The following is a 12,122-nucleotide window of genomic DNA, read 5'->3' as shown; positions in this document are numbered from 1 at the left end:
AGTGATCAGGCCGCCATTCTAACGCCGTCACGCCGAGCCTGTGGGCCGGGAAGTGCGCTTGCACCGTCAATTTCGGACATTGGATAGATGGCTCGCCGGCATTTTCTTATCTCGATTTGGGAATTCACCCGGTCACGCTCAGCAGCGACGTGAATGCGCTCGCCGTCACGATGCGAAAGCCGAACTGGCGCGCTACACGACTGCGCAGCTTGAGCACGGCCTTGTCTTTGCTGACGAGCCAGTGCGCATGTCCGTCGCGCGCGGCTTCGAGGAATTTCTGATCGTCGCGGTCGCGGCACAGCGGCAACTGGGCGGGCGGGGCGGCGTTTTCCGGAATGACGATGCGGTGCGTATGCGCGTCGACCCAGGCGAGGGCGGCGTCGTTATCGATTGCGCGCGAGGCGAATTGCGGGTACGTGAGTACGACCGCCAGTTCGTCGCGGCAGCGCGGGGCCATGAGCGCGATGAGGCGGCGCTCGACGAGCGCGTCGCGCACCGGACGTGCAATCGGATCGTCGAACACCAGCAGATCGATCCAGACATTGGTATCGAGCACGACGCGCGGTGGCGTGGCGAGCGTATCGAGATGCTCGGCGAAGGCCCGTTCGGCGGGCGTGGCAACAGCGTTTTGAAGCATTGGATAGAATGGCGGTTTCTCGTTTTCGCAGGGACGCTGCACCCGATATGATAATTGTTCTCTCGCCGGCCAAATCGCTCGACTACGAAACGCCGCCGCACGTGAGCACGCACACCGTGCCGCAGTTCGTGGACGACGCTGCCGAACTGATCGAGGGTCTGCGTGAATTGAGCCCGGCACAGGTCGGCTCGCTCATGAGCATCTCCGATCAGCTCGCCGCGCTCAACGCCACCCGTTACGCCGACTGGTCGCCGCGTTTCGATACGAACAACGCCAAGCAGGCCGTGCTCGCTTTCAATGGCGATGTCTACGAAGGCCTCTCCGCCCGCACGCTCAACGCCACGCAGCTCGATTTCGCACAGAAGCATTTGCGCATTCTGTCCGGCCTGTACGGCGTGCTGCGTCCGCTCGATCTGCTCCAGCCGTATCGTCTGGAGATGGGCACGCGTTTCGTGAACAAGCGCGGCCGCGATCTGTATGCCTTCTGGGGCGAGCGTGTGACGCAGACGATCAATGCGTCGCTGGCCGAACATAGCGAGACGCGCCGTGTGCTCGTGAATCTGGCGTCGGAAGAGTACTTCAAGGTCGTCAAGCGCCGTCTGGTCGAAGCGCCGGTGATCACGCCGGTGTTCGAAGACTGGAAGAGCGGCAAGTACAAGATCATCAGCTTTTACGCAAAGCGCGCGCGCGGCCTGATGGCGCGTTACGCGATCGAGCGCGGCGTGACCGACGTGCAGCAGCTCAAGGCCTTCGATACCGAGGGTTATGCCTTTGACCAGAGCGTATCGAACGATTCGCTCTGGGTCTTCCGCCGTCGCGTTGCCTGACGTCAGCTCATCTGCGGCCCGGGGCGATGTCCCGGGGCTTTTCATTTCTGCCAGCGAGACAAGTCATGACCGTCCACATCAGCAGCAGGTTCGACAGCGGCGCCATTCAGGTGGTGAGTGCCGAGCGTGCCGACGACATTCGCGTGCGCGTGGCGCAAGACGGCGCTGCCGAGTTCGCGCAGTGGTTTCATTTTCGCGTGCAGGGCGTGGCCGGCACGCCGTGCCGCATCGTGTTCGATAACGCGGGGCAGACGTCCTATCCGCGTGGCTGGGAGAACTACCGGGCCGTGGCGTCTTACGACCGCGTGACGTGGTTCCGTGTGCCGACTTCGTACGACGGGCAGGTCATGACGGTGGCGTTCACGCCGGCGCACGACAGCGTCTATCTGGCGTATTTCGAGCCGTACGCGGAGGAGCGTCATCTGGCGCTGCTGGGCACCGCGCAGAATTCGCCGCTGGTGAGTTCGCGCTCACTGGGGCAGACCGTCGATGGGCGCGATATGACGTTGCTTACCGTGGGGCAGCCGCGCGCGGGCAAGCGTCACATCTGGGTGATCGCGCGTCAGCATCCCGGCGAGACGATGGCCGAGTGGTTCGTGGAAGGGATGCTGCGCCGTCTGCTTGGGGCCGGTGACTGGGCGGGCGATCCGCTCGCGACGGCCGTGCTCGATGAAGCGGTGTTCCACATCGTGCCGAACATGAATCCCGACGGCTCGGCGCGCGGCAACCTGCGCACCAACGCAACGGGCGCGAATCTGAATCGCGAGTGGCTCGAGCCGGACCTGGTGCGCAGCCCCGAGGTGCATCACGTGCGTGCAGCCATCGAATCGATCGGCTGCGACATGTTCTTCGACATCCACGGCGACGAAGCGCTGCCTTACGTGTTTTTGGCGGGCAACGAGGGTGTCGAGTGGGCGAGCGAGGCGTTGCTTGTGCGCGAGAAGGCGTTCGGTGAGCGTCTGAAGGCGGCGAGTCTCGACTTTCAGGACAAGTTCGGCTATCCGCCGGGCAAGCATGGTCCGGAGTCGCTCAAGCTCGCGTCGAAGTGGATCGCGCATCGTTTTGGCTGCCTGTCGCTCACGCTGGAGATGCCGTTCAAGGACAACGCCAACCGGCCCGATCCGCAGGTCGGGTGGAGCGGCGCGCGAAGTGCCGCGCTGGGCGCGTCGATGCTCGCCGCGATCTGGGCGCAGATGCAGGCGGATCAGGCCTAGTCCACACACCTGCCGACGCAACAAAGCACAACGCGCTCTGCGTCGTGCTCCACCGCTTCCCCGATCGCGATGACGCGATCAGTTCGTCTTTTTCGTCGTGCTCTTCTTGGTGCTGCTGGACTTCGAAGACGACGATTTCGCCGACGACTTGCTCCCCGACGATTTGGCCGCCGTACCGTGCTTGCCCGATCTTGCCGTGGCGTGCGAGGCCTTGCCGCGCGTGTTGCCGTGCGTGGCGCGCTTCACGGGTTGCTCGACCTGCGACAGTGGCGACGTATAGTCGAAGCCCATCATGCGGCCTTCGGCGTAACCGCAGCGAATGTGGATGTTGTCCGTCTGTCCGCTTGTGCGCTTGCCGACGCCATCGAGTTCGACCATCTGTGTGACGTCGACACGTTGCTTGCGATCGTCGAACGGGCCACTCCACGGTTCGATTTTCGCGTGCTCGGGATCGAGCGCGGTGTCGCCGTATTCCACGCTCTCGTAACCGGGCAGCGTGGCGACGACAAAACTGGCGTGCGCCGCGCAATCGGCCACGAGCGGATCGGCGTGACGGGTGTTGATGAACTGCTCGACCAGCGCACGATGCTGTTCGAGGGTGAACGCCTGCGCGGGGGCCGTGAAGGCCGACAGGCACAGCGGCGCAGCGACGGTTGCGATGCCTGCGACCTGGCGCACGGCTCGCATCACGACGCCTGCGGCGCGTTGAAAAAATCGATTCGACATTGCTTGACGTATTCTCGGGGGCGTAAGAGCCGCTCGCATGAGTTGGCTCTGAGCATTGCGGAGCAATGCGGGCACGCGCTGACTCATTTCACTCATCTCATGAGTTGCTTGCATGCACCGCTCGCGAAGAAGCTTCACCGCGTTTCGAAAGACAACGGCAAAGCGACATCCATCTTAACCGAAAAAAAGTCGCTGACGCCCGCCGGGTAAGCCCGCAGACGTAACAGCGCGCCTCGGTAAAGTTACAGCGCGCTACAATGCGAGCCTGCCTGAGCGACGTTTCATGCGGCACGACCCGACATCGCGGTGGCAAAACGCCTCGCGAATTTCGCGTCTGCAACGACCGTACGGCAAAGGTAGGGGGGCGCATTGTGTCATCTGCGGCAGCGGTGCAATCGCTCGAATAACGGCGCATTTCGCGGCTTTTCAGGCGGTTTGTGCGATGCGCGTCCGGGTACCGCACCCGGCAGATCCGTGTTTCTTTCTTTTCGGCATGTTCGCAAATTCACGCACTGTTGACAGTGCTCAAACCGGCCCGCACGACAAACTTGCGGAACTCGTGAATCGTCATCGCGATGCAACGTTTCGCAAACCGCTCGCGGCCTACAGCGCGGCGGCGTTCGACGCGGCCATCGCCGCGTGGCGTGACGCGGGCGCCGCGCCGCTCATCATCGACGCCGGATGCGGCGTGGGCGAGAGCACGCTGCGGCTCGCCACGCAATTTCCCGATCACTTCGTCATCGGCATCGATCAATCGGAAAGCCGTATCGTGCGCGGCAAAGATTGGTGGGACGGCGTGTGGCCCGAGAATTTCGTGTGGGTGCGTGCCGATCTCGTGGACTTCTGGCGGCAGCTTCTCGACGCCGGTATTCGTCCGGCGCGGCACTACATCCTCTATCCGAATCCGTGGCCGAAGATCGGCCAGTTGGCGCGTCGCTGGCACGCGCATGCCGTGTTCCCGACGGTGGTCGCGTTGGGCGGCGTGCTGGAGTGCCGCAGCAACTGGGACATCTATATCGACGAATTCGCGAAGGCGGTCGAGTGGCTGAGCGGCGTGCGTCCGCTTGTCGAAGCCAGTGATCGTGGCGTGTGGCCGACGAATGCCGATGCGAGCGCCAACGCCAACGCCAATACCGATAACGAGCCCATGACGCCGTTCGAGCGCAAGTATCTGGCGTCGGGGCATGGGTTGCATCGATGCGTCGTTACGTTGCCGGCGCGCTGATTCGGTAGCGGCGGTTGCCGGCGCAGCAGGTGTCGCGACGGCGTCGTGCGCAGGTGACGGGCAGCATGAAAAAACGGCCGTGCAGAGTGAGTGCACGGCCGTTTTTTTCGGTCAGACGTCGACGTCGAGGTCCACGCCCGCGCGTAAGCGATCAGTGGAAGTGCTGGTGATTCGGTTCCGCGTCTTCCGGCATTTCCGCGTGGACGACTTCGCCCAGCGGGTTCGGATACAGCGGCACGCCGCAATCGTCGCAATATTCGGGGACGAAGCGTTCCGGATGCTTGCGAATCTCGGTGACGCCTTCGGCCTTGAGCAGATCGGTGATTTCGTCGAGTGCACCGCCCTCGACTTCGCCGTTTTCACGGCCGTACAGCGGCCAGACGACGCCGTAGATCACATCGTTGCTGCCGCGCTGCGTGAAGCCGATGCGGTACTCGTCGATATTCTGTTCGCCGAAGCCAGCGATCACCGCACGCAATTCCGCCGGCGTGAGTGTCAGAACGTCTTCCAGATAGCGCAGCGCCGTGCGAATCGTATGCGGACGGATACGCTCGTCTGCTTCGCGGCAGCTCGCGTAGTACGCGTCGGGCAACAGGCATTCGATTTCGCAGCCCGGCAGCAGATCCTTCAGATTCGGATGACCTTGCGCCGACCAGGCTTCCTGGCACTGACCGCGCTCAGCGCGTTGCGGCCCGTCTTCCTGCCAGCGGAACATCGGCGCACCCTTCGGCACGGCCACCGCGGCGAGCAAAAAGCGCGGGTCGGCGAGAATCGGCGCCGTTTCCGGAAGATCGCTGCCGGGCTGCTTCACCTCGGCGTTTTCCACGGCCGCGCGCACGAGCTGCTGCGTGACCTTCCACGACTCGCAGTGCGTGCGCGGGAGCTGGTCGATGCTGTAGATGTAGGGCGAAATCGCCACACGCGCCGATTCGGCCAGCACGTGAGCATGCAGATGCGCGCGCACCGGCATCAGCGCGTTCGGCTTCACCGGGCCCGAGGGGATCGCGAAGCGGGTCCAGGCAAGCATCGGGATGGCGATGAGCAGGCCGTCCCAGACCTGGCCTTCGGCCTCGGGTTCGGCGGATTCGCTTTGCGACTCGATCAGGTCGGCGAGGGCGCCGTAGGCTTCGCTATGGTTGGCCTGAAGGTGATCGAGGGCGGCGTCGATCGCCGGCTGGTTGCCCGTGCGCAGCACGCGCGCGAGCAGCGTGTCGAGCTGGGCTTCCCAGAAGCGGTCTTCGATGCGGCTGCCCGAAGCGGCCAGCGCAAGTGCGTGGCCGACCAGCTTTTCGGCGTCGGAAGTCAATCGTTTAGCGGTGCGTGAGCGCATAGTCGTGCAAAGCAGAAATACATGAACTCACGATTGTACGGCATGCGTGAACGCGGGAGACGGATGGTCTCGCCAAATGCGTCGACGCCGGTCCTCGAAAGCCCCGGCGAGCGGCCATGCCAGCGGCGCTCGCGAACAGGGGATATGGGGTGTCGAATCAGAAATCGAAGGCGAGATTCGCGGGGGCGGATAGTCGCGTATGGCGCGTCGTTGCTGCGCTTGCGCCCTTGACGGGGGACAGGGCGGCGCCTTCGAGCGAGAGCAGGGCGAGCTTGCGCTCTACACCGCTGGCATAGCCCGTGAGCGTGCCGTCTGCGCCGATCACCCGGTGACACGGCACGATGACAGTTATCGGATTCCGCCCGTTAGCGGCGCCGACTGCGCGCGACTTGTTCGCGTCACCCAGCGCGTGGGCGAGGTCGCCGTAGCTGCGGGTCTCGCCGAACGGGATACGGCGCAACGCCTCCCAGACACTTTTCTGAAACGGCGTGCCATCCGGAGCCAGATCCAGTTCGAAGAGGCGACGCCCGTCGTGAAAATACTCGTCGAGCTGCTGCTTGGCCGCCTGCAGCACAGCGACACCACTGCCACCCAGGCGCACGTCGCCGTCTTGCGGGAAATACTTCTGATGCGAGAAATAGACGCCCGTCAGTGCATCGCCGTTGGCGACGAGCAGCATCTGGCCGAGCGGGCTCTCGTAAAACGTCTCGTAGCGAGTCACGCGCGTGGTGTGAGTCATGCAAATACCTCCTGCAAAGTCTGAACCGGCTGGCCTGCCGGTCCCTGCGCCGCCGCGCGCCAGACATGCAGCGCGGCGTAGGCGCGCCAGGGCGCCCAGCGCGCGGCGCGGGCGGCGACAGCGCGTGCGTTGGCTACGCCCAGTGCCTGACGCAGCACCAGATCGTCCACCGGCATGGCGTCGGGCGAGCCGAGGGCGCGCATCGCGATGTACTGCGCCGTCCATGGGCCGATGCCCTTGATCGCGAGCAGCGTTGCTATCGTCGCTTCCAGCGGCGCCAGAGGATCGAGCCGCAGACGGCCGTCGACAATCGCCTGCGCCACGCCGTGAATTGCGGCGACGCGACTGCGAATGATACCGGCTTCGCCGAGCGAATCGGCGGGCACCGCGAGCATCTGTGCGGCGCTCGGGAAGGTGTGCGTCAGTGCGTGAACGGGCGTGGGCAGCGGCGTGCCGAAGCGCTGAGCGAGGCGTCCGAGCAAGCGACGGGCGCCTTTTACCGTGATTTGCTGGCCGACGATGGCGCGCACGGCGATCTCGAAGCCATCCACCGTGCCGGGCACCCGAAGACCGGGCGTGGCGGTGGCGAGGGCGCCGAGATGGGCGTCGATCACGTCGGGACGCGCGCCCAGGTCGAACAGATGACGCAGCTTTCCCAGCACCTGCGGCACGCTGCCGGCGAGCGAGGGGGGAAGCGTCACCTGCAATGCGTGGCGCTCCGGCAGGGGGGAAATGCGGCACCAGCCTGCGACCGTCCGCCCGTCCTGACGCTCGATGTTCAGCGTGCGCGTATAAACATCGCCCTCGCGCAACTCAACCCCTTCGATAGCGCGATCGCCCAGGAAATCGAGCAGGGCGTGCCAGGCGAAGGGTGGGCGGTAAGCGAGTTGAAACACCAGATCGCCGTCCGGCAGGGAGGCGATAGAGGCGATACGGGCGTTGTGAGCGCTCAGACGCAGGCGTCCGGGGGCGAAGCCGTAGCGCGACTTGAAAAGGCCGTTGAAGCGCCGGACGCTGCCGAATCCCGAGGCGAGCGCCACTTCCGTCACTGGCAAAGCGGTGTCCGTGAGCAGACGTTTGGCGAGCAGCAGCCGTTGCGTTTGCGCGTATTCGACGGGAGACACGCCGAATTCGTCGGCAAAAATGCGCCGCAGGTGTCGTTCCGTGATGCCGATGCGGGCGGCGAGACCGGGGAGGGTGGCGTGATTGAGGAAGCCTTCGTCGATCATGGCAGCGGCGGCGTCGGCGAGTTCGCGGGAGGCGTCGAAGCGTGCGCTGCCGGGCGCGAGTTCCGGCCGGCATTTGAGGCAGGGCCGGTAGCCGGCCTTTTCTGCGGCGGCGGCGCTGCTGTAGAACGAGCAATTCTCGAAGCGGGGCGTGCGCACATTGCAGACCGGGCGGCAATAGATACCGGTCGAGGAAACGCCGACAAAAAACCAGCCGTCGAAGCGACGGTCGCGGGCGGAGACGGCTTTGTAGCAGACTTCCGGATCGAGCGTCATGGGGGGAGAAGAGGTGGAAGAGGTGGAAGAGGGGGAGACCATTGCCGTCACTCTACGCGCGAGCCCTACGTTCGGCTAGCCATTTTCGGACATGACAAGAAAAGAGAAAGGCGCAGCAAAGCGGATGGTTTAAAGCCGTGGGCAATACAGGCAGCCGTCAGGGGGCGCTTACCGGTGCGACTTTTAGTGGAGGGCCGGGAAGTGCCGCCTGACGGCTGTCCCGCTGCGTTGTGGGAGGGCGAAGGCGAGGACGGCCAGAGGGTGTTCAAGGGTAAACAAAAAACCCGGCACTGCGGCCGGGTTTCCAGAGCCACCGGGTGACGAAAAAACTTCACCCGGGAGCAAACATCACTACAGCATCTGCCGGAATCAGGCAGCGGCAAGCAGTTGACGCAGCACGAACGGCAGGATACCGCCGTGCTTGTAGTAATCCACTTCGATCGGTGTGTCGATACGCAGCAGGACTTGCACCTTCTGCGTTTCACCGTTCTTGCGATGGATCACCAGCGTGACATCCTGTTGCGGCTTGATGTCGGCCGTCAGACCTTCGATGTCGTACGTTTCTTCGCCCGTGATGCCCAGCGATTCCACGCTGTCCGAACCCTTGAATTGCAGGGGCAGCACGCCCATGCCGACCAGGTTCGAGCGGTGGATGCGCTCGAACGAACGCGTGATGACGGCCTTCACGCCCAGCAGCTGCGTGCCCTTGGCTGCCCAGTCACGCGACGAGCCCGTGCCGTACTCTTCACCGCCGAACACCACCGTCGGGGTGTTTTCGCCGACATACTTCATTGCGGCGTCGTAAATCGACAGCTGTTCGCCGCTCGGCTGGTGGATCGTCAGGCCGCCTTCGACGCGCGAACCGTCGGCCTTTGCCGGGATCATCAGGTTCTTGATGCGGACGTTCGCGAACGTGCCGCGCATCATCACTTCGTGGTTACCACGACGCGAGCCGTAGCTGTTGAAGTCGGCCTTCAGCACGCCGTTCTCGAGCAACCACTTGCCAGCCGGCGAGGTTTCCTTGATCGAGCCGGCCGGGCTGATGTGGTCGGTCGTGACCGAGTCACCGAATACGCCCAGGGCGCGTGCGCCGTGGATCGGCTCGATGTCGACCTTCGGGTCCATCGCGAAACCGTCGAAGAACGGCGGTTCGGCGATGTACGTCGACGTCGGCCAATCGTAGACCTGGCCCTTCGAACCCTTGACCTTCGCCCACAACGGGCTCGGTTCCTTCACCGAGTCGTAGTTGGTCTTGAAGACCTTCGCATTCATCGCGAACTTCATCAGCTTGTGGATCTCTTCGCTGGTCGGCCAAATGTCGCCCAGGAAGATCTCGCGGCCGTTCTTACCCTTGCCGACCGGCTCGGTCATCAGGTCGCGCGTCACGTTGCCTGCGATGGCGTAGGCCACCACCAGCGGGGGCGACGCCAGGAAGTTGGCGCGGATGTTCGGGTGAATACGCGCTTCGAAGTTACGGTTGCCCGAGAGCACCGCCGCCGCGACCATGTCGTTCTTCGTAATCGTTTCGTTCAGTTCCGCCGTCAGATCGCCGGCGTTACCGATACACGTCGTGCAGCCGTAAGCCGTCACGCCGAAGCCCAGCTTCTCCAGGTACGGCAGCAGGCCGGCAGCTTCCAGGTACTCCGTCACCACACGGCTTCCCGGAGCGAGCGACGTCTTGATGTGCGGCGCGACCTTCAGGCCGGCTTCCACCGCCTTCTTCGCCAGCAGACCGGCGGCGAGCAGCACGCTCGGGTTCGACGTGTTCGTGCACGACGTAATGGCGGCGATCAGCACATCGCCGTTCTTCACGTCGATGCCGCTGGCCGTCTTGTACGTCGAGTCGAGTTGTTCCTGCGTGAGGTTGAAACCGTTCTCGGCGACCGGCTTCGTGAACAGGTCGTTGAACGTTGCCTTCACGTTGCCGATTTCGATACGGTCCTGCGGACGCTTCGGACCGGCCAGCGACGGTGCCACCGTGCCCAGATCCAGCGAGAGCGTCTTCGTGTAATCGATGCTGTTCGTCTTCGGCACGCCGAACAGGTTCTGTGCCTTGAAGTACGATTCGAAGGCGTCGATTTCCGACTTCGTGCGGCCCGTGCCCTTGAAGTAGTCGATCGTCTTCTCGTCGACCGGGAAGAAGCCCATCGTTGCGCCGTATTCCGGCGCCATGTTCGCGATCGTTGCGCGGTCCGGCAGCGCCAGGCTCGACGTGCCTTCGCCGAAGAATTCGACGAACTTGCCAACGACCTTCTCGCGACGCAGCATTTCCGTGATCGTCAGCACCAGGTCGGTGGCGGTCACGCCTTCGCGCAGACGGCCCGTCAGTTCCACACCGACGACGTCCGGCGTCAGGAAGTACACCGGCTGACCCAGCATGCCGGCTTCGGCTTCAATACCGCCCACGCCCCAGCCCACCACGCCGATACCGTTGATCATGGTCGTGTGGCTGTCCGTGCCCACCAGGGTATCCGGGTAGAACACGTTGTCCTTCTTGTGCACGCCGCGCGCCAGATATTCCAGGTTCACCTGGTGCACGATGCCATAACCCGGTTGCACAACGCCGAACGTGTCGAACGCCTGCATACCCCACTTCATGAACTGATAACGCTCGTTGTTGCGCTGGAATTCGAGCTTCATGTTCAGGTCGAGCGCCTTCTTCTCGCGGAAGTGATCGATCGTGACCGAGTGGTCGACAACCAGATCTACCGGAACGAGCGGCTCGATGCGCTTCGGGTTCTTGCCCTGACGCTCCGCGACGTTACGCATGGCGGCCAGGTCGGCCAGCAGCGGCACGCCGGTGAAATCCTGCAACACGACGCGGGCCACGACGAAGGGGATTTCGTCGGTGCGCTCGGCGTTCGGCTTCCAGTTCGCCAGTTGCTTGACGTGCTCTTCGGTCACTTTCTTGCCGTCGCAATTGCGCAGAACGGACTCGAGAACGAGACGGATCGACACCGGCAGGCGGTCGACGTTTACACCCAGGGCTTTACCCAATTGGGGCAGCGAGTAGAACTTGCCTTTCTTGTCGCCGCTGAGCTTGAACTCTTTAAGCGTTTTGTGGAGGTTGTGGGCCATGATCTTTCCTTGAGTGATACAGAAAAACAAAGCGGTGGTGATGCGATTAGCGGGGGCCGGCATCGCGCGGGCACTTACGTGAGTGCTCGCCGCGATGCCAGTACGTCGAATGTCCGGCGTACCGGGTACTACAGATAATGCTGAAGCTGCGGCAGGAAAGCGGCTGGCGCATCACGCGAACGATGTCGGTATCGGTATCCACCGAGCGCGAGCTCAGTTGGTGATCTTGATCAGTTCGTTCGACTGAGTCGGGGCAAGCTTGTTCTGCTCCGACATCTCTTTCGTCATGCACTCGTCAGCCAGACGGCTGCCGCCATCGCGGTGCGTGAACAGCATTGCCTTGGCCGGGATCACGACCAGATCCATGCCGCTCGCGGCGTCATAGAAGCGGTCAGCGCCCGTGGTCGTCTGTTGACGCGGCAGCTTGTAATTGCGACCTTCCCAGAACATCGTCAACACCTGGTCGCGCTTCATGTCGCCCTTGATGTACAAGTTATTGTTCTCTTTGCAGCTCCAGAGTTCCGAGCCTTCGTCCGGTTGCGCCGGTGCGGCAGCGACAGCCTTCTTCTTGGCCGGTGCCTTCTTCTTCGGCGCAGGCTTCTTGGCCGTTGTCTTGGTGGTCGTGTCGGCGGCAAATGCCGTCGGGGCAAGGGCGACAGAGCACAAGGCAACCAGCGCAGTCAGGCAAAGCTTTTTCATGGTGAGTCTCCAGAAAGTCGAGGGTACGGGCGGACAATGACAAAAGCGCAGATTATCGTACGAAGTCTGCGTGGTTCGACGTCACCATACAAATTTTTTCAATTCCTTTCAGACAAGCACGTCCGGCGACGGCGGTCTGGACCGG

10 protein-coding genes are annotated in these 12,122 nt (G+C 63.3%); 3 read left to right on the top strand and 7 right to left on the bottom strand.

Annotated elements, in window-relative coordinates; all coding sequences use genetic code 11:
* Positions 1-124: 124 nt before the first annotated feature.
* Positions 125-637: a putative toxin-antitoxin system toxin component, PIN family gene (locus ACIPHM_RS04315; protein WP_400324868.1), complete on the bottom strand. Its 513-nt coding sequence runs from the start codon at positions 635-637 to the stop codon at positions 125-127.
* Positions 638-684: 47 nt separating this feature from the next.
* Here ACIPHM_RS04315 and yaaA point away from each other — a divergent pair, with 47 nt between their 5' ends.
* On the top strand, positions 685-1,464 hold the full coding sequence (gene yaaA / locus ACIPHM_RS04310; RefSeq protein WP_400324866.1) for a peroxide stress protein YaaA: 780 nt from the start codon (positions 685-687) through the stop codon (positions 1,462-1,464).
* A 65-nt stretch (positions 1,465-1,529) separates the two neighbouring features.
* Complete coding sequence (locus ACIPHM_RS04305; protein ID WP_400324864.1) at positions 1,530-2,678, top strand: M14-type cytosolic carboxypeptidase; 1,149 nt, start codon at positions 1,530-1,532, stop codon at positions 2,676-2,678.
* A gap of 78 nt (positions 2,679-2,756) precedes the next feature.
* Here the strand turns inward: ACIPHM_RS04305 and ACIPHM_RS04300 are convergent, their stop codons facing one another.
* Positions 2,757-3,404 carry a BspC domain-containing protein gene (locus ACIPHM_RS04300; RefSeq protein WP_400324862.1) on the bottom strand — a complete coding sequence of 216 codons (648 nt, stop codon included), beginning with the start codon at positions 3,402-3,404 and terminating at the stop codon, positions 2,757-2,759.
* Positions 3,405-3,897: 493 nt separating this feature from the next.
* Here ACIPHM_RS04300 and ACIPHM_RS04295 point away from each other — a divergent pair, with 493 nt between their 5' ends.
* Positions 3,898-4,629 carry a tRNA (guanine(46)-N(7))-methyltransferase TrmB gene (locus ACIPHM_RS04295; RefSeq protein ID WP_400324860.1) on the top strand — a complete coding sequence of 244 codons (732 nt, stop codon included), beginning with the start codon at positions 3,898-3,900 and terminating at the stop codon, positions 4,627-4,629.
* A 151-nt stretch (positions 4,630-4,780) separates the two neighbouring features.
* Here ACIPHM_RS04295 and ACIPHM_RS04290 read toward each other — a convergent pair whose 3' ends face one another.
* The 5 genes from ACIPHM_RS04290 to ACIPHM_RS04270 form a co-directional block, all read right to left on the bottom strand.
* Entirely contained in the window at positions 4,781-5,959 is a 1,179-nt protein-coding gene (locus ACIPHM_RS04290; RefSeq protein ID WP_400324858.1) for a DUF2863 family protein, read from the bottom strand.
* Positions 5,960-6,116: 157 nt separating this feature from the next.
* Entirely contained in the window at positions 6,117-6,698 is a 582-nt protein-coding gene (locus ACIPHM_RS04285) for a methylated-DNA--[protein]-cysteine S-methyltransferase (RefSeq protein WP_400324856.1), read from the bottom strand.
* The gene (locus tag ACIPHM_RS04280; RefSeq protein ID WP_400325329.1) at positions 6,695-8,200 is read right to left on the bottom strand and encodes an AlkA N-terminal domain-containing protein; all 1,506 of its coding nucleotides are present in this window, start codon (positions 8,198-8,200) and stop codon (positions 6,695-6,697) included. The genes ACIPHM_RS04285 and ACIPHM_RS04280 overlap by 4 nt, the downstream gene beginning before the upstream one ends.
* Before the next feature lie 369 nt (positions 8,201-8,569).
* Positions 8,570-11,278: an aconitate hydratase AcnA gene (gene acnA, locus ACIPHM_RS04275; protein WP_400324854.1), complete on the bottom strand. Its 2,709-nt coding sequence runs from the start codon at positions 11,276-11,278 to the stop codon at positions 8,570-8,572.
* A 213-nt stretch (positions 11,279-11,491) separates the two neighbouring features.
* Positions 11,492-11,977, bottom strand: a complete 486-nt coding sequence (locus ACIPHM_RS04270; protein WP_400324847.1) for a hypothetical protein — start codon at positions 11,975-11,977, stop codon at positions 11,492-11,494.
* Between the last annotated feature and the right edge of the window lie 145 nt (positions 11,978-12,122).

Source organism: Pandoraea sp. NPDC087047 (genome assembly GCF_044745225.1).
Taxonomy (GTDB): Bacteria; Pseudomonadota; Gammaproteobacteria; order Burkholderiales; family Burkholderiaceae; genus Pandoraea.
This window is presented reverse-complemented; position numbering and strand designations above follow the sequence as displayed.

What these genes read in the sequence shown, in the direction of transcription:
- ACIPHM_RS04315 (WP_400324868.1), bottom strand. Translation starts at nt 637, where the DNA reads ATGCTTCAAAACGCTGTTGCCACGCCCGCCGAACGGGCCTTCGCCGAG.
- yaaA (WP_400324866.1), top strand. Translation starts at nt 685, where the DNA reads ATGATAATTGTTCTCTCGCCGGCCAAATCGCTCGACTACGAAACGCCG.
- ACIPHM_RS04305 (WP_400324864.1), top strand. Translation starts at nt 1,530, where the DNA reads ATGACCGTCCACATCAGCAGCAGGTTCGACAGCGGCGCCATTCAGGTG.
- ACIPHM_RS04300 (WP_400324862.1), bottom strand. Translation starts at nt 3,404, where the DNA reads ATGTCGAATCGATTTTTTCAACGCGCCGCAGGCGTCGTGATGCGAGCC.
- ACIPHM_RS04295 (WP_400324860.1), top strand. Translation starts at nt 3,898, where the DNA reads ATGTTCGCAAATTCACGCACTGTTGACAGTGCTCAAACCGGCCCGCAC.
- ACIPHM_RS04290 (WP_400324858.1), bottom strand. Translation starts at nt 5,959, where the DNA reads ATGCGCTCACGCACCGCTAAACGATTGACTTCCGACGCCGAAAAGCTG.
- ACIPHM_RS04285 (WP_400324856.1), bottom strand. Translation starts at nt 6,698, where the DNA reads ATGACTCACACCACGCGCGTGACTCGCTACGAGACGTTTTACGAGAGC.
- ACIPHM_RS04280 (WP_400325329.1), bottom strand. Translation starts at nt 8,200, where the DNA reads ATGACGCTCGATCCGGAAGTCTGCTACAAAGCCGTCTCCGCCCGCGAC.
- acnA (WP_400324854.1), bottom strand. Translation starts at nt 11,278, where the DNA reads ATGGCCCACAACCTCCACAAAACGCTTAAAGAGTTCAAGCTCAGCGGC.
- ACIPHM_RS04270 (WP_400324847.1), bottom strand. Translation starts at nt 11,977, where the DNA reads ATGAAAAAGCTTTGCCTGACTGCGCTGGTTGCCTTGTGCTCTGTCGCC.